Annotated in this window: 16 protein-coding genes, 1 tRNA gene and 4 pseudogenes; 5 read left to right on the plus strand and 16 right to left on the minus strand. The window is 69.4% G+C overall.

Going from position 1 to position 18,757, the window contains the following annotated elements:
* The first annotated feature begins 23 nt into the window (after positions 1–23).
* Both H3H54_RS14255 and H3H54_RS14260 read left to right on the plus strand, forming a co-directional pair.
* Positions 24–1,437, plus strand: a pseudogene (locus H3H54_RS14255) (TrkH family potassium uptake protein).
* Positions 1,438–1,534: 97 nt separating this feature from the next.
* Positions 1,535–2,199, plus strand: a pseudogene (locus tag H3H54_RS14260) (potassium channel family protein).
* Between the two features lie 141 nt (positions 2,200–2,340).
* On the opposite strand, the gene H3H54_RS14265 reads toward H3H54_RS14260, so the two are convergent.
* The 8 genes from H3H54_RS14265 to H3H54_RS14300 form a co-directional block, all read right to left on the minus strand.
* On the minus strand, positions 2,341–2,595 hold the full coding sequence (locus tag H3H54_RS14265; RefSeq protein WP_262424376.1) for a pyrroline-5-carboxylate reductase: 255 nt from the start codon (positions 2,593–2,595) through the stop codon (positions 2,341–2,343).
* Entirely contained in the window at positions 2,592–2,750 is a 159-nt protein-coding gene (locus H3H54_RS14270) for a hypothetical protein (RefSeq protein WP_262424377.1), read from the minus strand. The genes H3H54_RS14265 and H3H54_RS14270 overlap by 4 nt, the downstream gene beginning before the upstream one ends.
* Positions 2,750–3,193, minus strand: a complete 444-nt coding sequence (locus H3H54_RS14275) for a pyrroline-5-carboxylate reductase (RefSeq protein ID WP_262424378.1) — start codon at positions 3,191–3,193, stop codon at positions 2,750–2,752. Before H3H54_RS14275 ends, H3H54_RS14270 begins: the two co-directional genes overlap by 1 nt.
* A 114-nt stretch (positions 3,194–3,307) precedes the next feature.
* Positions 3,308–4,258: a DUF368 domain-containing protein gene (locus H3H54_RS14280; protein ID WP_262424379.1), complete on the minus strand. Its 951-nt coding sequence runs from the start codon at positions 4,256–4,258 to the stop codon at positions 3,308–3,310.
* Positions 4,259–4,347: 89 nt separating this feature from the next.
* Positions 4,348–4,599 carry a hypothetical protein gene (locus H3H54_RS14285; protein WP_262424380.1) on the minus strand — a complete coding sequence of 84 codons (252 nt, stop codon included), beginning with the start codon at positions 4,597–4,599 and terminating at the stop codon, positions 4,348–4,350.
* Positions 4,596–5,420, minus strand: a complete 825-nt coding sequence (locus H3H54_RS14290; protein ID WP_262424381.1) for a hypothetical protein — start codon at positions 5,418–5,420, stop codon at positions 4,596–4,598. The genes H3H54_RS14285 and H3H54_RS14290 overlap by 4 nt, the downstream gene beginning before the upstream one ends.
* The gene (locus tag H3H54_RS14295; protein ID WP_262424382.1) at positions 5,315–9,022 is read right to left on the minus strand and encodes a DUF4011 domain-containing protein; all 3,708 of its coding nucleotides are present in this window, start codon (positions 9,020–9,022) and stop codon (positions 5,315–5,317) included. Before H3H54_RS14295 ends, H3H54_RS14290 begins: the two co-directional genes overlap by 106 nt.
* A gap of 277 nt (positions 9,023–9,299) precedes the next feature.
* Entirely contained in the window at positions 9,300–10,157 is an 858-nt protein-coding gene (locus H3H54_RS14300; RefSeq protein WP_262424383.1) for a DeoR/GlpR family DNA-binding transcription regulator, read from the minus strand.
* Between the two features lie 164 nt (positions 10,158–10,321).
* Between H3H54_RS14300 and H3H54_RS14305 the strand changes: the two genes are divergently transcribed.
* Positions 10,322–10,531 (plus strand): antitoxin, encoded by a 210-nt coding sequence (locus H3H54_RS14305; RefSeq protein ID WP_262424384.1) that lies wholly within the window; start codon positions 10,322–10,324, stop codon positions 10,529–10,531.
* Positions 10,532–10,634: 103 nt separating this feature from the next.
* On the opposite strand, the pseudogene H3H54_RS14310 reads toward H3H54_RS14305, so the two are convergent.
* The 3 genes and pseudogenes from H3H54_RS14310 to H3H54_RS14320 form a co-directional block, all read right to left on the minus strand.
* A pseudogene (locus tag H3H54_RS14310) lies at positions 10,635–10,748 on the minus strand (copper resistance protein CopC); the annotation flags it as partial.
* On the minus strand, positions 10,706–11,293 hold the full coding sequence (locus H3H54_RS14315) for a copper resistance CopC family protein (RefSeq protein ID WP_262424385.1): 588 nt from the start codon (positions 11,291–11,293) through the stop codon (positions 10,706–10,708). The pseudogene H3H54_RS14310 and the gene H3H54_RS14315, both read right to left, overlap by 43 nt.
* A 49-nt stretch (positions 11,294–11,342) precedes the next feature.
* Complete coding sequence (locus tag H3H54_RS14320; RefSeq protein WP_262424386.1) at positions 11,343–12,776, minus strand: nitrilase-related carbon-nitrogen hydrolase; 1,434 nt, start codon at positions 12,774–12,776, stop codon at positions 11,343–11,345.
* 74 nt (positions 12,777–12,850) lie between these two features.
* Here H3H54_RS14320 and H3H54_RS14325 point away from each other — a divergent pair.
* Positions 12,851–12,923 (plus strand) — tRNA-Arg (locus H3H54_RS14325).
* Between the two features lie 1,291 nt (positions 12,924–14,214).
* Here the strand turns inward: H3H54_RS14325 and H3H54_RS14330 are convergent.
* From H3H54_RS14330 to H3H54_RS14335, 3 genes and pseudogenes are all read right to left on the minus strand, one after another.
* Positions 14,215–14,673, minus strand: coding sequence for a hypothetical protein (locus H3H54_RS14330; protein ID WP_262424387.1), 459 nt, complete (start codon positions 14,671–14,673; stop codon positions 14,215–14,217).
* A 71-nt stretch (positions 14,674–14,744) separates the two neighbouring features.
* Entirely contained in the window at positions 14,745–14,954 is a 210-nt protein-coding gene (locus tag H3H54_RS19705; protein ID WP_395962861.1) for a twin-arginine translocation signal domain-containing protein, read from the minus strand.
* Positions 14,955–15,251: 297 nt separating this feature from the next.
* Positions 15,252–16,503, minus strand: a pseudogene (locus H3H54_RS14335) (IS256 family transposase).
* Between the two features lie 400 nt (positions 16,504–16,903).
* Here H3H54_RS14335 and H3H54_RS14340 point away from each other — a divergent pair.
* Positions 16,904–17,377, plus strand: coding sequence for an IS30 family transposase (locus H3H54_RS14340; protein WP_262426494.1), 474 nt, complete (start codon positions 16,904–16,906; stop codon positions 17,375–17,377).
* Between the two features lie 123 nt (positions 17,378–17,500).
* On the opposite strand, the gene H3H54_RS14345 is transcribed toward H3H54_RS14340, so the two are convergent.
* Positions 17,501–17,905 carry a DUF6602 domain-containing protein gene (locus H3H54_RS14345; RefSeq protein ID WP_262424388.1) on the minus strand — a complete coding sequence of 135 codons (405 nt, stop codon included), beginning with the start codon at positions 17,903–17,905 and terminating at the stop codon, positions 17,501–17,503.
* 289 nt (positions 17,906–18,194) lie between these two features.
* Complete coding sequence (locus tag H3H54_RS14350) at positions 18,195–18,635, minus strand: hypothetical protein (protein ID WP_262424389.1); 441 nt, start codon at positions 18,633–18,635, stop codon at positions 18,195–18,197.
* Between the last annotated feature and the right edge of the window lie 122 nt (positions 18,636–18,757).

Below are 18,757 nucleotides of genomic sequence, written 5' to 3' on the forward strand. Positions count from 1 at the left end.
GCCGGGACCAGGACGGGAGCACGATGCGCGGGCTCGGGACACAGAAAGCGCGGCGACGCGGTGCGATCTCTCGTGCCCGACGCCGTGGCCCGGGCTGGCGCGGCCATCTCAGGGCGCTGTTCAAGCCCACCCCGGCACGGGTCGCGCTGGGCGTGTTCACGCTCCTGATCGGTGTGTTCACGGCGCTGCTCTCGCTGCCTGCAGCGACTGTCGGCGGCGAGCGCACGGCGCTGATCGATGCGCTGTTCACCGCTGTCTCCGCGATCTGCGTGACGGGCCTGGTCACGGTCGAGACCGGTGTCCACTGGTCCACCTTCGGTCTCACCGTGATCATGATCGCGATGAAGCTCGGCGGCCTCGGCCTGATGACCGTCGCCTCGCTGCTGAGCCTGTCGGTGATGCATCGCCTGGGCCTCGCCCAGCGCGTGATCACCGCGCAGGAGACTCGGGCGGAGCGCCTCGCCGAGGTGGGCGGCGTGCTGAGGATCATCCTCATCACCTCGACCGCCTTCGAACTCGCGACCTTCGTGGCGCTGGCGCCGTACATGATCATCACCGAGCACGGGATCCGTGAATCTGTTCCTGGGACTTTTCTACGCGATCAGTGCCTTCAACAACGCCGGCTTCGTGCCCGAGGCGGTGGGCACCGCCCAGTACCTCGGCGATCCCTTCTTCAGCATCCCGATCGGGCTCGCGGTCCTGGTGGGATCGCTCGGCTTCCCGGTCATCCTGGTGGTGGTGCGCAAGCTGCGCACACCGCGCCGCTGGAGCCTGCACGCGAAGCTCACCCTGTCCACCACCGCGCTGCTGCTGGGGCTCGGCTTCGTCGGCTACCTGGCGATGGAGTGGTCGAATCCCGCGACGCTCGGCGGGCAAGGCCTGGGCACCAAGCTGCTCGGCGCCGGGTTCGCGACCGTGATGCCCCGCTCCGGCGGCTTCGCGACCCTGGACGTCTCCCAGATGACCGCAGAATCGCGCCTGCTGACGAACCTGCTGATGTTCATCGGCGGCGGGTCCGGCTCCACCGCGGGCGGTATCCGGGTCACCACCTTCGCGCTGCTGATGCTCTCGATCTGGGCGGAGATCCGTGGCAACCCGGAGGTGGAGGCGTTCGGGCGCCGGATCCCCCACGAGACCATCCGGCAGGCGATCGGGGTGCTGGTCATGAGCGCCACCATGGTGTTCCTGGCGACCTTCCTCCTGCTGCGGATGACGCCCTACTCGCTCGACGCCACGCTGTTCGAGGCGCTGTCCGCCTTCGGCACGGTGGGGCTGTCCACCGGGATCACCGCGGCTCTGCCCGATGAGGCGAAATGGGTGCTGATCGCCTGCATGTACGTGGGGCGCCTGGGGCCGATGACTCTCGGCGCGGCCCTCGCGGTCCGTTCCCGGGTGCGGATGATCCAGCTCCCGCAGGAACGCCCGATCGTCGGCTGACCTCTCGTCTCCGCACCGGAGGCACCGCACACGCCGTGCTTAGACTGTGCCCGCCCCGCTCTCGGCCCGCCGTGAGCCCCACCTCGCAGGAGCGCCCATGCCACGCAGAGCACGCGATGAAGGAGTGCTGGTGATCGGCCTGGGCCGATTCGGTGCCTCGATCGCCCTGACCCTCGAGAAGCTCGGCACCGAGGTGCTCGCGATCGACACCGACGAGGGCCTGGTCCAGAAGTACTCCGGGCAGCTCACCCATGTGGTGCGTGCCGATGCCACCCAGCCCGAGGTGCTCGACCAGGTGGGCGCCGCGGACTTCTCGATCGCCGTGGTCGGCGTGGGCACCACCATCGAGGCGAGCGTGCTGATCGCCGCGAACCTGGTCGATCTGGGCAAGCCGGTGATCTGGGCGAAGGCGATCTCCTCGGCCCACGGCCGGATCCTGCAGCGCATCGGCGCCCACCACGTGGTCTACCCGGAGGCCGACGCCGGCAAGCGGGTCGCGCACCTGGTCAACGGGCGCCTGATGGACTTCATCGAATTCGATGACGACTTCGCGATCGTGAAGATGCATCCCCCGCACGAGGTGCAGGGCCTGACGCTGGCCGAGTCCGACATCCGCCAGCGGTACGGCGTCACCGTGGTGGGGGTGAAGTCCCCGGCAAGGACTTCACCTATGCGGTGCCCGAGACGATGGTCGCCGCCCACGACCTGCTGATCGTCTCCGGCCGCACCGAGCTGATCGAGAAGTTCTCGCAGCGACCCTGAGATCTCCGGTGTCGGCGCGCGGGGATGTCGCCGGCGGGCCGATGGTGATGCCAGTCGGCACATCTGCCAGCTGACATCACCATCGGCCCGCGCATGACATGACGGGGCCCGGCACGCCGACGTCCGGGCCGCTCCGGACGCTCAGCCCTCGGTCAGCTCGCGGGACTTCCGGGCGGCTGCTGCCATCGTCTCGGCCAGTCCGGCCCGCACGCCCTCCCGCTCGAAGGCGGCGTAACCCTCCGCCGTGGTGCCGCCGGGGCTGCACACCCCGGCCTTGGCGACGGCGGGATGCGCACCGGACTCCATCAGCATGGTCGCCGCCCCGCGCAGGGTCTGCTGGACCAGGGAGTCGGCGAGGTCGCGCTTGAGCCCCTGGCGCACCGCCTCCTCGGTCATCGCCTCGATGATCGCGAAGGCGAAACCGGCGAGGAGCCTGCGGCAGCGATGAAGGCGTGGACCTGGTCCTCGGTGATATCCACGGCCACGCCCGCACGCGAGAACAGGGCATGGACCAGCTGGTGCTGCTCATCGGTGACGGAGCTGCCGCACATCAGACCCACAGCTCCCTCCCCCACCGAGATCGGAGTGTTCGGCATCGCCCGCACCACCGCGACGCCTGCAGGCAGCGCCTGCTGGATCTGCGCGAGAGTGATGCCCGCGGCCAGGAGATCACGACGGCACCTGCGGGCAGCTCATCGCGCAGCTCGGTGACCACATCGAGGATCTGGTACGGCTTGACGCCGAGCACCACCACGTCGGCCCCCTCGAGTGCCTCGGAGCGGGTGGAGGCGGCGCTCGCACCGAGCTCGGAAGCAGCACGCTCGCTGCTGGCGGTGCTCGAGTTCGCGATCCGGAGGTGCTGCGGACTCACCCCGGCCTCGAGCATCGTGCGCACGACGGGTCCGCCCATGTTCCCGGCGCCGATCACGGCGACCTGGAGAGCGCCGAGGTCGACGGCGGGGGTGGAATCGGCGGCTGCGGCGGAGTCGTTCATGTGGTCAGCGTAGTGCGGGCCGGGTTCTGCCGCAGATCATCGCCCGCTGAGCGGGCCGATCCTGTCCCGGACGCGGTTCCGCTCCGCCCCGGGCACGTGGCGGAGCCGCCCAGCTCACCGCGTGCGCGCGGCCTTCCTCGCCTCGACCAGGACGAGCAGCTGGACCGCAAGGATCCCGAGCACGCCGATGCCCAGCAGCAGCGGCCAGTCCGAGGCGGGGGCCTGGAGCGATCCGGTCGTGCCCTGCCAGGGCCAGAGGCTGCGCAGCGCTCCCACCATCACGCCGGAGAGCACCACCATCGTGCCGCGGTGGTAGCGCACCAGCAGATGGCGCATCAGCCTCACGATCACGACCAGGCCCACGCAGGCCCAGAGCCCGAACCAGGCGATGTAGCGCAGGTCCCGCTCGTCGACGGCCTGGAGGGTGGGCTGGTACAGGCCGAGGCTGAGCAGGATGAACGATCCCGACAGTCCGGGCAGCACGAGCGCGCAGATCGCGATCGCGGCAGCCGGGGCGATGATCCAGGGGCTCGGCTCGAGCGACGTCGTGGGCAGGGAGGTGGCCGCCAGACCCGCGATCACGCCGAGGCCGAAGCGGAGGTATTCAGGGGTGCGCCACGAGCCGCCGGAGAGCCGCACCGGGACCAGCACGGAGCCGAGCACCAGTCCCAGGAACAGCGCGCGCATCGTCTGGGGGTGCTCCTCGACGAGCCCGGCGATGGGACCGGCGACCGTGAACACCGCCGCGGCCATCCCGATCATCAGCGGGATCACCAGCACCCAGGGGATCGCGCGGAGGTGCTCGCGCATCCCGGCGATGCGGTCCGGGCCGAGGAGCAGGCGGCGGGCAGCACCGGTGAGGTGGTGCCCGGCGTCGATCAGCTCGTCGTAGATGCCGGTCACCAGGGCGACGGTGCCGCCGCTGACCCCGGGCACCGTCTCCACCACGCCGATGAGCAGCCCGCGCAGGAGGTTGCCGAGGGGGTTGCGGTGCTGAGGCAGCTCGGGTCGTCCAGCGGTCTCGGCGGGGGTGTCGAGAGAGGCGTTCGGGGCGGCATCGGTCATGGTGACAGCCTACGAAGCCTGCACCCTCACAGGAGGGGGCCCGCTGCTGCGAGTGGGCGTCCTCACCTGCGCTCCCGGCCTTTACCGGTTCAGCGGCCGCGGCCCCAGTGCGGGGGCACGTCCCCGGCGATCCGGGCGTCGTTGGACTCGTCGGCCCCGGGCTCCGGGGCGTCCTCGGCGACGCGGTCCGGGAGGATCGGCCTGCGCTCCTGTGCGGCGGGCTCCCGCTCCCGCTGCTCTGAGGAGTCGGGCTCGTCCCAGGGGATCGGCTTGCCGGTCACCGAGGAGATGACGACGCGGCGCTGCGGCCGGGCCGCCGGATCGGAGCCCTTCGCGCTCACTGCCGTTCCTGGTAGCGGCGAATGGCGCTGGAGACCGAGACGTCCAGCAGCACCGAACGCTGCTCGAAGCCGAGGAAGCTGCGCACCTCGGTGGCCAGGTGCTCCTCGAGGCGTGCCCGCCCGTCGGAGCAGATGTACTCCACCACCGCGTCGAAGTCGTCGCTCGAGTAGAAGGACAGCGGGTGCCCGGCAGGGATCTGCGGGCGCGGCAGTCGATGGCGGATGGTGCCCACGCCCGTCGGGGAGTCGGAGCTCTCCTCGGCCTGCACCAGGCGCAGCGCCCGATCCACGGCGCGACGGATCCGCTCGGCCTCGCCATCGGGGTCGATGAACAGGGCCCAGGACCACACGCGCTCGGTCGCCCAGCCGGCGGCTTCGAGGCGCTCCGCCCGCAGGCGATCACGCTCGCGCTGGCTGGGGGTGTCGACGTAGTGGGAGCCGTCGGTGTCCACGGCCAGCAGCAGGCGACCCGGCATCTCGGGATGGCCCAGCGCCAGCTCGATCCGATCGGAGGAGAGGCCGAAGTCCCGCTCGACCAGGAGCCCGAGGCGGAAGAGACGGTCGGCGAGGTCCTGCACGAGGGCGTCGGTCTCGAGCTCGCGCGGCGCACGCGGGGCGAGGGACGGTTCCTCCTCATCGGCCTGGTCGGTGGCGGTGTCCTGCTCGGCGGGCGCGTCCTGCGCGGGCTCGTCGGCCGGATCTTCGCTCGTGGCGCTCACCGCCTCGGCCGCCGCTGTCTCCGCGCCGTCCTCCGCTGCGGCGGCGCTCTGCGGCGACTGCGCGGATTTGCGGGCCAGCGCGGCCTCGATCGCGGCGTCCACGTCCGCGTCGGAGAGGTCCGCCTCCGGGGCGGCACCTTCCTCTGTGCGCGGGGCGGGGGCGAAGAGCGTTCCTGGACGGGCTGGGCGGGAGAGGAGCGCACGCCTTGCGGCTCTCGCGGGGCGATCTCCTCCTCGCTTCCGGTGAGGGAGGCGACGTGCGGGACCACGGGGGCGTCGGGCCCGCCCTGCAGCACCCACAGCATCGCCCGCAGGTCGCGGGCGCCGTCGCTGCGCAGCCGGGCGTGGTCGAGGTCCTGGACCCCGATCGAGGAGACCACGGTGGTACGGCCCCGGGCCCGGGTGATCACGGTCGCCAGCGCCTTGCGGCCGCCGGCCTCCGAGAGCGGGCCGAAGCGGTGCAGCAGGCGGCCGTGGGGCGTCATCCCGAAGCCGACCGAGACGATGATGTCGTCCCTCAGCACCGCGGTGGCCTGATCCGCGGGCAGGACGGTGAAGACCTCCTCGGCGCCGGGGTCGAAGTAGTCCCGCAGCGCAGGGATCACGGAGACGGTGTTCATGATCCGCTCCATCAGCCGCCTCGCGTGCTCCTCCGTGAAGGTGAGCACCGCGAGCGAGCGCTCGGGACGGGTGCGGGCGTGCTCGATGACGAGGTCGGTGACGCGGCGCAGCTCGGCCTCGGTGCTCTCCACGTATTCCATGCCCTCGGTGACCGGTCCGCGACCGTTCTCGACCAGGATCAGGCGATCCTGCTCGGGTGCGATGGGGCTGGGCACCGCGATGACCTCGCCCACCAGGGCACGGCGCTGGGCGAAACCGCGCAGCTCCTCGGTCGCGGGGTGGGGGTCGCGCAGGATCTCGACGTGCGGGGCGATCCGCAGCATGTCGTCCAGCAGGCTGGGCGCGGAGTCCCCGCCGTATTCGAGGGGGTCGCCGACGACGACGGTCTGCTCGCCGCGGACGATCGAGGGCAGCGCGGCGGCGGTGGGCAGGCGCCCGCCATCGGCCACGATCACCACATCGAAATGGCGGCCGCGCGGGATCACCTGTGGCACCAGGTACGGGGAGGCGAGCCAGGCGGGGCGGGCGGCGAAGAGGATGTCCTCGTACTTCGCGGCGAGGTCTCGGATGGAGACGGTGGAGGAGCGGGCGAGCTCGGCGATCGCGGCACGGGAGGTGTCCGGGTACGACTTCATCGTCTCCACGCGGGTCTCATCCGCGGCGGCGTGCACGCGGGCGGCGGCATGGGCGAGGTGCTCCGCGTCCAGCCGACGGAAGCGCTCGGCGACCTGGGACAGCGAGGTGCCATCGTACTGGGAGATCGTGGGCTCGGCGCCGGCGATCAGCTCGAGCACGCTGCGCCACCAGCTGAGTTCGAGCTCCGCGCCGACCTGTTCGATCGGCACCCGGCGGGTGCGGAGGTCCTCGACCAGCTCGCCGAGGCCGTCGAAGGCGAAGCGTCGCAGCAGCTCGGTGCGGCGAGGGAGCGTCTCGAGGTCCGCGCGGTCCGCGGCGAGGGCCTCGATCCGCTGCTCGAGCTCGTCGAGGTCGGTGCGGGCGAGATCCGCGCCGGCATCCGTCCCGTCCAGCAGCACGGAGAGCTCGTCGAGGGCCTTCTCGGAGCGTGCCGCGGCGCGGCGGACGGTGTCGAGGTCATCCGGCAGCGAGGGACGGGAGACGCCTCTGCCGCCGCTCGAGGAGCCCTCGGCGGGCTCGAGAGCAGCGCGCCGCCAGGTCTCGGCGACCGTCCTGGCCTCCCCGAGGTCCCGGTGGAGGTCCGGGGAGAGCGCTGCCGGACGCTGCAGGGCGGCGGCGTCCTTGCGCAGACGGCGGCGCACGCCGAAGCCCATCGTGACGCCTCGATCCTCGCGCCACCGCTTCTCGGCGGTGGCGGCGACGAGGTCCGCGAGCGGTGCCGAGAACACCGCGGATTGGAAGGTGCCCAGCAGGGTGCGCACCCGGTCGAGCAGGGCGAGTCGCTCCTCGAGCTGGGCGAGGGTGGTGGGCTCGGTGAGGCCGAGCTCCCCGCCGGCGCGGGCGCAGGCCTTCCGCAGCTGCGGCAGGATCTCCTCGCGCAGCTGGTCGATGAGCTCTTCGGCGCGGACGGCCTGGGTGTCGCTGCTGATCGGCGCGCCATACCAGGCGGTGAGCTCGGGGCCGGTGGTGAGCACCCCGATCTCTGCCGCCTCGCGCAGCGTCATGGCGTAGCGGTCGCGCTCCTCGCCGATCATCTGAGCGGCGACGTCCGCTCGCAGGCGCACCTGGGTGCGCGGCGCGGGGCTCAGCCTCGTCAGCGCGGCGAGCGCCGAGATGGCGTCGTGCGCGGAGGCGTCCCAGGGCTGCTGGATGCGGTGCATCGCCTCGACGTGGCCCACCAGGATGTCGCGGCTCTCGGCAAGCTCCTCGGGCGCGACGTCCTCGGGTCCCAGCCCGTGCGATCCCGCACGGCGGAGGCTGCGCAGCAGCGCGGCGGAGGCGTTGCGCTGGAGGGACGGGTCCGGCGAGAGGTCGAAGACGAGCTCGTCCAGGCCGCGGTCCTGGGCGATCTCGACCAGCTGGGCGAGGTTGCGCCGACGCTGGGAGACGATCAGCACGGACCGGCCGCGGGCGTTGAGCTCCTCGGCGAGGTCGACCACGAGGCCGAGGCTCGTGGTGCCGGGCGGGGTGGCGACGGCGAGGTCCTGACCTGCCAGGACGCGGGCGAGCACCTCGCGGTGGCCAGGCTCGACGGCGGCGACCAAGTCGTCCTCCGGGACCTCGGGGACCTCCCCAGCGGCCTCGTCGCCGCGCACCACGGCGCGTGCGCCCTCATCCCCGGCGAGCGCTGCGACCAGCGGGGAGGAGGACCAGTCGGCGCGGTCGGCGGCGAGATCCTCGGCCACGGACCCCGCAGCGTCCATCAGGTTGCCGACCACGAGGGCGTGCAGCACGCGGAAGCCGGGCAGAGGCTGTCCGAGCGAACGGAAGGCGTCGAGCACCGGGGTGGGGTCGAAGCCGTGCGTGCTGTCGGTGGTGGCCAGCAGCGCGCGGGCGTCGACGGCGACGCCCGCCTCCCGCAGGGCACGCAGCAGCACGGGGTTCAGATCGGCGGTCGCATCGACCTCGAGGTCGACGTCCTCACGGGCGTTGCCGCGCAGACGCAGGGTGATCGGGCGCACCAGCACCGGTGCGTGGATCGGGGCGGAGCCGTCCTCGGGGTACCAGATCGCCTCACCGATGCCGAGGTGGCAGGTGGTCAGGCCCACCTCCTCCGCGTGGCGCTCGGCGATCTCGCGGATGGAGCGGGCGTGGGCTCGCGCATCGGCCAGGGCCCCCACCTCCCGCACCAGGGAGGACAGGCGGGTGGGACCGCGACCGGCCAGCAGCTGGGCGAGCCCCGAGGGATGCGAATGGGTCAGGTCCAGCACCACGCCGCCGGCGCGGATCTGGGTGAGGAAGGACGGGGCGTCTAGACCACCGGTGATCTGCTGGGACCAGCGGTCCAGGGCGTCGGCGACCCGGTCGTCGCGGCTCAGCGGACGGTGCTCGTGGGGCGTGACGGGGAGATCGTCCTCGTCCTGCTCGGGGGCGATCCCGGCGCCGACGTCCTCGAGGTGGCGGTCGACCACCACCTCGTACCCGCTTGCCTCCTCGCGCCCCGACACCGGGTGCTCCGGGGCAGCGGGGGGGCGGCCGGCTCGCGCTCGTCCGTGCGGGCTCTGTCCGCTGCGGCGCCGCGCCGTTCACGGGCAAGGGTGGACAGGACGTCGTCGCGAGGCGACTCGTCCTCGCCCGAACGCTCCGACCGCTTCTTCCCGCGCAGGAAACTCCACATGGACGCCCACGCTACCGGCGTCGGGGCCCGAGCCCGTGCAGGCGTGCCGACTCCTGCTGCCCGGCCTCCTCACAATCCCCGCACGAGCGGTGAGCGAGCCCCTCAGCTCACACCTCGTGCAGCCGCACCGAAGCTTCTGCGAGATGGGAGCGCAGCGCCTCGGGGACCGGTCCGGCGATCACGAGGTCGGTGAGCACGGAGATCGGGCAGATGCCGGCCAGGGCGCGGTGGCCGATCTTGTCCGCGGTCGCGAGTCCCACCACCCGCCGGGAGTGACCGATCATGATCCGGGTGACGCCGGCCTCCGCATCGGAGTTGCAGGTCAGTCCCGCTCCGATGTCGAGGCCGACGGTGCCCACAAACATCGTGTCCAGCCAGAGGTCACGCATGGTGGCGGTCGCGAGCGGGCCGGTCAGCTCGAAGGAATAGGGCTCGGCGACACCGCCCAGCACCACGGTGCGCACGGAGGGGCGCAGCACCGCTTCGGTGGCGATGTTCAGCGCCGCACAGACGACGGTCAGGCCGGGGGTCCCGTTGCGGGAGTCGATGTCGGGCCGTGCCACGGCACGCCGTGCGGTCGAGGTGGTGGTGCGACCGCCGTTGAACCCGATGATCTGCCCGGGCTCCACCATCGCGGCCGCGCTGTCGGCGACCCGTTCCCGCTGTGCGGCTCCCTCGTCGGCGGCCCGGGGGACGGTCGCGAGCGAGTAGGCGACGTCGACGGCGACGATCCCGCCGTGGGTGCGGCGCGCGAGCTGGGCGCGCTCCATCTCCATGAAGTCCCTGCGCACGGTGGACTCGCTGACGCCGAGCTCCTCGGCGACCCCGGCCACACTCAGCCGCTTGGTCGAGGCCAGCAGGGTGAGCACGTGGTCCCAGCGGGAGCTGCGGTCCGTGGGAGGGGTCCGGGGCCGATCCGGCTCCGGGCCCGGCTTCTCGTCAGAACCAGAATTATGCACAGTCACGCGCTCAGTATTGCGCGTTCCGCCACGACTGGCCGAGGATCCGAGCAGATCTCCTCATATGGGCACCGTTGCCGGAGGTCACATTTGAGTCACGCGTCCGAATCGGCATATGTTGACGCCGTCGCCCCGGAACGGGGTGTTCCGCGAACGAAAGGACATTGATCATGGGTTTCGATGACGCGCTAAACAAGGCCAAGGGCTACGCCAACGACAATCCGGACAAGGTCGAGCAGGGGCTGAGCGGCGCCTCCGACAAGGTCAAGGAGCGCACGCCGGACAACATCGACGGCCACGTCGACACCGGCACCGATGCCGCTCGCGACCGTCTGGGTCTCGGCGGCGACAAGGACAAGGACGACAAGAAGGGCAACTGAGCCCTCTTACGACAGAGGAGCCCCCGACGCCTGCTGAGGCGTCGGGGGCTCTTCTCTGTCTGGGTCTGTGCGGGCTCATGCCCGGCAACCTGGCCGGGAGGGATCAGTCGCGACGGCGCACGATGAAGAACACCGCCGCACCCGCGCCGACGATCACCACGGCAAGCACGATGATCAGCGCGCCCATGCCCAGCCCGGCGTCCTCCTCGGACTCGGCGCCGGTCTCCGGCTCCTCATCACCGGCGGGTGCGGTCTGCTCCGCTCCCCGGCATCGCTCGCCTCGGCCGCGCCGGTCGCAGCAGCGTCATCGCCGCCGCCGTCACTGGGCTCGGCGACCTCGGCCGGATCCTGCTCGACGGTGAGGGTGAAGGTGCCCTCGATCGGGTGGCCGTCGCTGGAGACCACGCGCCACTGGACGGTGTGGGTGCCGGCGGGCAACGGCTCGGTCAGGGTCGCGGTCGCGACGGGACCCTCGACGGTCGGGACGATCTCGGCCAACTCGGTGCCAGACTCATCGGTGATCCGCACCAGCGGGCTCACCTCGAGGATGTCCGCTGAATAGGTGAGGGCGATCTCCTCGGGAGAGGTCTCGAGGGTGGCGCCGTCCTCCGGATCGGAGCTGAGCAGGGTGTCGTGCGCCTGCGCCGGGGCGGGGAGCGCCAGCAGCGCGGCGAGCAGGAGAGCACCGCACAGCGCGAGCAGCGACGCGGGGCGGGTGCGAACGGGGTGAACCGCAGTGGAGCGACTGGTCAGCGACATCATCTGCGCAGGTTACGCCAGTGACGTCGACGTCGCCATGGTGCCGATCACGTCATTCGTGCGGCAGCTCCACGTGGTGCTCGAGCACCGGCAGTGCGGCCCGCGCGGCCGCGATCTCCTCGAGGTCGAGATCGACCAGCAGCAGTCCGGGTTCGCGTCCCAGCTCCTGGCGGAGAGCGCCGAGCGGGCCGACGACGGCGCTGCGGCCGATGCCCCGTGTGGCCTTCCCGGTGTACTCCGCAGGCGGGGCTTGATCGGCGGCGAGCACGACGGTGGTCGAGTCCAGGGCGCGGGCGCGCAGCAGCAGCTGCAGTTGCTCGCGCTTGCCGGGGCCCTCCGCCCAGGCCAGGGGCAGCAGGATCGCCTGCGCCCCGCGACGGGCCAGCGCCGTGAACTGCTCGGGGAAACGCACGTCGTAGCAGGTCGCGATCCCGAATCGGGTGCCGTGCAGGTCGAAGGTGACCAGCTCATCCCCCGGGGCGACGGTGCGGGACTCATCGGCCCCGAAGGCGTCGAACAGGTGGATCTTGCGGTAGTCGAGGTGCGGGTCCCAGTTCGGGCCGCGCACGATCACGGTGTTGTGGACGCGGCCGTCCTCGGTGGGGGTGAAGGAGCCGGCGACCACCACCACCGAGTGCTGCTCCGCCAGTTCCTGGACCAGCTGGGCGAAGGCGTCGTGGTGCGCAATCGCCACATCCCGCAGATCGGTGCCGAAGGGGGTGAGCGTCGCCTCGGGCAAAAGCACCAGGTGAGCACCCTCCTCCGCGGCTTCTGCCACTGCGCCGCACACGGTCGCGAAAGTCTCCTCGACATCCTCGGAGACCTCGATCTGGGCCAGCGCGATCCGGGGCCCGGCGGCGCGGCGCACCTGTTCGAGGAGGTCCGGGGTGTCGATGTCCGCCCCTTCGGCGCCGGTGGCGGGCAGCGTCATCAGCTCCTCCTCGCCGAGCCGGCCGTAGAGGCGGCGCAGGCTCAGATCCGCCCAGCCGCCGTGCGGGTGCGCGACCGCGGCGAGCGCCTCGCGCAGCCGGCCCAGGGGCCAGGCGGCGGCGAGGAACTGGAGGTGGCCGTCCTTCGCCTCGAGCGCGACCACCCGGGAGGTCGCCGCGCTGCGGGCCGCGAGAGCACGCAGCGTCTCGGGGCGCAGCATGGGCATGTCCCCGCCGAGCACCAGCACGGTCGCGGCGTCGGACCCTTCGGAGAACTCGTCGACACCGCGGGCGAGAGCGGCCAGCGGCCCGGAGCGCGGCGGGTCCTCGAGCACGAAGCGGGCGCCATGGCGGGAGGCGAGCTCATCGCCGTCCTCACCGCTGGGGCCCACCACGATGCGGCGGCCGACGGGCGCGGTGCGCAGCACCCGCTCGAGCACGCTGGTCCCGGCGATCGGCAGCCGGGTCTTGTCCGTCCCGCCGAGGCGGGAGGAGGCGCCACCGGCCAGGATCACGGCGGCGACGGTGGCAGAGGTCTCGTGGGGCGCGCTCGACATGCCTCGATCCTCCCACGGGACGCTAGGATGACCGCGGCCCTTCGTCGCGGCATCTGCTGCGGCCGGGTGGTTTCGCCCCCGTAGCTCAGGGGATAGAGCACCGCTCTCCTAAAGCGGGTGTCGGACGTTCGAATCGTCTCGGGGGCACGAAGATGACCAGCACGAACGCGCCTCACCGCGCCTTCTCCAGTGATCCGTCGGGTTCCTGTGACCCCCGCGGACACCCGCCCGGCCGTTGATCAGTGCCAGCGTCTTCACTTCCCACGACATGCGTTTAGCGCGGTGTGACCTACAGCGACGAGTAGCCCGCCCAGGTCCGCACGGTGGCCAGCGGTACTCCCGCACGAGCCCACTCGGACACGGCGACGTGGCGAAGGTCGTACAGCCGCAGCTCCGGAGCGATCACCGCCTAGCGCACATCACGACGCAGGTTACGCGACGCGACCAGTCCTCCCCGGGAGCAGTGAACACACGATCCCGTGGTGCACGGGTCACGATGTGACGCTCCAAGTCCTCCCGGACAGCTGCCGCCACCGGAACGAATGAAGTCGAGGTCGCGACCCTCGTAGCTGAGCGGCTCACGCTGGATCGGTCCGTGGGCGATCTCGGGAGCCTCGGGCTGCGCGGCGTCGAACTCCGCGAGCATCTCCTCGACCTTCTCGGGGCTGTCCTCCCGCGGGAGACGTTCCGTGCCGCGACGGTTTCGCTCATCTCCCGGTTGAGCTTCCAGTGCTTGCGTGCCGAGTGCTCGTGTTACTTGTCCCGCAGGAATCCTTGCACGTCCTCGTTGTCGTTCAGGCCGAGCTTCTCGGCCACTTGCTTGGGTCGCCATGTCGTCATAGCGCTGACCGTAGCGGTCAGGTGCGACATGCGGGGGTCGAACCCTGCATCGTCACCGAAAGTTCGCTGTGAAGGCGACTCGACGTCGAGCCTTCGCTGGCGAAGCGCGAGCCGTGAGGGCCATGGCGCTCGGTGGTTGACGCGGTCGCGAACATATCGCGCGGCGGATCCGAGGGTGGCTGCCGGCACACGACGCAGCGCCCCGCGGTCGCAGAGATCGACGACATGCTAACGAGAGACGCCGAGCATGCCTGCCGTCTCTGCCGTGGTCAGCCAGCCCTTCACCGGGATGACCACTTACGTCCGAGCACCACAAACACAACGAAGGGGTCGTCACCTCGATCGGACGTGACCGATCGAGGCGACGACCCCTAGGTATGCGGAGTCAGGAGTCGAACTTCGGCTTGACCTGCCAGGCGTAGAACGCGCTGGCGGCAGCAAGCCCCGAGTACCACCACGATCAAGCCGGCAACCTCGTTCCCGCCCCGGATCGCGCTGGGTAGAAGCAGAATCAACACCGCGGATGAAACGACCATCACGGCGAAGGACGCAAGAAAATGCCAGATCGACTTAGTCATGACCAGATTATCCTTTCGACTCAAGAAAGGCAGCCCATGACACCCGCGATGGAAGCAGCACCGATGGTTGCCACCCCGCCTATGCATGCCGCGCAGACTGCTGCAGTCGGCGCGGTGTACGGAACCGCGCACGCGCCGCCACACATATTCACGATGAGGGCCGCGACAACAATGCTCACTCCAAGGACTGCTGCCACACACTTCACCTCGGATGAGACCATCAATTCAATCCCGCCAGATTCTCCAGAGACCTCGCTGGGATCGATGGAGTCAGTACGAAGAAGCTCACCGCCTTCATACATGGTGATCTCGAACGGCCCATCGTCGATTTGGGTGACGATGGACTCTGCATACTCCGCGATCTGCTCGTTGGAGTCGAGTAGTACGAAGGTAAGGTTGCTGACCTCGACATGGTGAGCTCCCGAGATCGGGAAGGACACCACTGTCGCGGTCTCGGAACCGAAGTCGATCGTGTACACCTTCGCGTTCGAGTAGCCCACCGTTTCGGGGGAAGAGTGCGGGGTGATACCTGACGAATCCGCCAGTTTCCTCACATGTGCAACCAGCCTCTGCGTCTCATCTGCTCCGGCGAGAACAAAGTCGGGGGCATCGCCTCCGTTGAGTTCTGCGCGCCCCCTCTGAGAGCAGTCACCCTGTTCGGTGATGTTTCAGCATTCGCCTGGGCCCCGATAGCGACCGTCCCGCCGATAAGCGCGGCAGGCGCTAGCTTCATAAGGTTCCTGCGTGTTGTACCCATCATTCACCCCCATACGGACCGGGGAACCCGGTGCCGCTCGTTGCAATCATCTCTGGCTACTACGTGATTACGACGCTATCGCGGCGGTCGATGAGTGTCAACGAATCAGGCAATCGGTGGTGTCATAGCGTCGTAGCAACACTCCCGGTCGGTGGAAGCCCTAGGCGAGGAGGCCAGGGATGGCACGGCGGGGATTGACGTTCACAGAGCGGTCGGAGATCTCGACAGCGGCGAAAGCGGGATGGGGCGTCTGCGGGTCAAGTCCCTGGAAGTGGTGTAGCGGTCCTCCGTTGAGAAGGGTCAGGCTGTCAGCGCGGGCAGGGCATCGGTACTCACCTCGTTCCCGGGGCTGGTGGTGGTGAGTGTGAGACGGCAGCGGGCGAGGACGTCGAGGCCGAGGTAACGGCGTCCTTCGGCCCATTCATCGGTCTGCTCGGCCAGGACCGCGCTGACGAGGCGGACGATCGCGTCGCGGGTAGGGAATATTCCGACGGAATCGGTGCGGCGGCGGATCTCGCGGTTCAGCCGTTCGGTGGGATTGTTCGACCAGATCTGGACCCAGACGTCCTTGGGGAAGCCGGTGAACGCGAGCACGTCAGCGCGGGCGGCGTCGAGGTGCTCGGCCACGGCCGGGAGCTTCTCACTGACATAGTCCAGCAGCCGGTCGAACTGGGCGTTCACGGCTGTCGCGTCGGGCTGGTCATAGACGCTGTGGAGCATCGCCTTCACCGCTGGCCACATTCCCTTGGGACAGATGCTCTTCAGGTTCGCGGCGTGGTGGGTGCGGCATCGCTGCCAGGACGCCCCGGGCAGATGCGCGGCGATCGCCTCGACCAGCCCGGCGTGCGCGTCGGAGGTGACCAGGCGAACTCCACCCAAGCCTCGGACGACGAGGTCAGCGAAGAAACTGCTCCATGCCGCGCCGGTCTCGCTGGTGGCGACCCGCATGCCGAGAACCTCGCGGTGCCCGTCGCCGTTGACGCCGGTCGCGAGCAAGACGACCGCGTTGATCACTCGGCCGCCTTCGCGGACCTTCATCGTCAGCGCGTCGGCGGAGACGAACGTGAACGGGCCAGCAGCGTCCAGAGGCCGGTGGCGGAACTGCTCGACGTGCTCGTCGAGCTCGGCGGCTGCCATGCGGCTGACCTGTGACTTCGAGTGGCTGTTGATGCCGAGGGTCCACCAGTTTGTCCATGCGGCGGGTGGAGACGCCGGCGAGATAGCAGTCCGCCACGACCATGATCAGGGCGGACTCGGCACGCTTGCGACGCTCGAGCAGCCAGTCCGGGAAGTAAGTACCGGTGCGGAGCTTGGGGACGGCCACGTCGATCGTGCCGAGGCGGGTATCGAGGTCGCGGTGGCGATAGCCGTTGCGCTGGGCAGACCGGTCGGGGCTGGGCCGGCCGTACTCCGCGCCGGCGACCGCATCAGCGTCCGCGGAGAGGAGCTCGTTGATGATCGTCTGCAGCATGCTGCGCATCAGATCTGGGGAGGCTTCGGCCAGGGCTTCACCGAGCAGGCCATGAGGGTCGACAATATGAGGAGCGGTCATCGTGATGACTCCGTTCGAGAGTGCTGTGGAAGGTTCACTCGAAGGATCACACGGTGGCCGCGTCCTCGTCCGGGACGATCACGGGGCCACCGCGCTACACCACTATGCGGGGCTCAACTCGTCTGCGCCGGAACTCGACGAAGACTCGTGGCTATCAGGCCGTGACAGCTGACGTGAGGGCGCAGCGCCGCCGGTCCCGCCCGCAGCCGAGGAAGGTCGCGAAGGATCCCGTGCTCAAGGTCCGGGTGAACGCCGACCTCGCAGAGTCATGGACACCGCACGAGATCGCGGGCCGCTTGCGTCTGGAGGCCGCAGACCCGACCGTTGAACGCATAGCCAACTCCCCGACGCTCACGGCCGCACCGTCAGCGGAGAAGCGATTTACCAGTACATCTACGCGATCCCGCGCGGGGAACTCGCCAAGCGCGGGATCTTCCTGCAGCCCAAGCGGACCAAGCGGCGTGCCCGGACAACGGGTCGGTCCCGGGGCGGGCCGATCGTGGGTATGGCCCGGATCGCGGAACGCGGCGAGGATGCCGCCGCCCGGCGGGTCCCTGGTCGCTGGGAGGGTGAACTGACCATCGGGAAGAACGGGACCTCGTGCGCCGCGACGCTGGTGGAGCGGATGAGCGGGTTCACCGGCCTGCTGGCCCTGCCCTCGATACACGCCGAGGGCACCGCAGATGCGGTCATCGACTACTTCAATGAGTTACCCGAGATGATGCGCGCCTCACTGGCGTGGGACCAGGGCAGCGAGATGGCCCAGCACGCAAAGGTTTCCCTGACCACAGACATGCCGGTCTACTTCGCTGATCCCCACTCGCCGTGGCAGCGGCCCACCAACGAGAACACGAACCGCCTCTACCGGGAGTAGTACCTCCCCAAGGGCACCGCGATCCCGGACCACCAGCCCTATCTGACCACCATCGCAGAGGAAATCAACAACCGTCCCCGCCGCCGTCTGGGCTTCCTCACGCCCACGGAATCCTTCACCCGACTACTCGCCGGCGATCCTCATGTTGCTTCCACGCTTTGACACCACCGCCCTCCAGGACTTCTCTAGCTCCGCAACTGTTATATTGGACTTCACCTCGATCACCGCGTCGCAGCACTCGACCGGCACGATTCGATAGCTATCGTCCGTCCACAGCGGTGGAGTGATGGCATCGATAATCATCACGTCGCACTGCCCAGAGCGTTGGCCAAAACTTGAAATAAGTTCTCCGCTACCTGCGACTTCGGCCGTTCGAAGGAAGTAATCATCCAGAAATCGACGCAGTGCATCCTCGCGCAATGCTCCCTTGGAACCTCTATGTTCCACGATTCCACTGCCTCGAAAGTCGCTCTCCATCTTGGTAGCGATCTCTTCAAGAATCCGATGCAAACCCTCGTCTGCAGCCATGGGACCATGATGCCAGACTTCTTACCCTGAGAGCACTCTGCTCGTGATGCTCCCAGCTCGTCGTAAGCATGTGCTGTCGTGGCCGATCTGCGAAGCCGCCGGATCGTCAATACACATGCGAGAACTTTCCTTACGGACTCAAGGCGGCGGCTCCGCCACCGCGCGGCGCCCAGCGCCGTCCGCCCGCGTGTCCTCGCTCCGCTGCGGGCCGCGGTGCTCCGTCGCTGTGCTGCCGAATAGCAAAAGCCGGTCCCCTCTCGTCAGGAAGGGACCGGCCACGCTCATGGGATCAGTCGTCATGCATTGCACGTATCAAGTCAGCCTCCTCTGCGTCGGTACGCAGAAGCTGGACTGTCGTCTGAATATCCTCGGCCGCTAACCCCCACTCCATCGCTGCGTACTCCCGCAAGAGCTCCTCCAGTTCAAATGGGTCCTCTGCCTCGGCAGTCGCCACCGGGGTCATGAATACCCCGAAGACCTGGCCCTCGTCATCTTCATATGCCACGGCCACCGCCTCCTTCACAGCTCGGCCGTGCAGGGCGTGCTCAGGGCGGTCGCCCATGACCAGACGCCACAGGCCGACATGCTCTTCGATACGATTCCGAGGCACCCGCTTCACGAGCGGATACCCCGCTGGATGGTCTTGCTCTTCGACGTACTCTGCGGATGGCGCATGTTCCACGCCATCTTCCACGGGCGTGCGCCGCGGATCTTGTCTCTCTTCACTCATGGCAACCTCCGGGTTCTCTTCACTACGTGCTCGATGCGATCCTCGTGCAGCACTCCGACAGTCGAGAGACCCATCCCTGCAGCAATCACCCCGGCCGGGTGCAGAGTTCTGAGGGCCAAGCA

Origin of the sequence: Brachybacterium sp. Z12, assembly GCF_014400405.1 — a bacterium.
Classification (GTDB): Bacteria; Actinomycetota; Actinomycetes; order Actinomycetales; family Dermabacteraceae; genus Brachybacterium.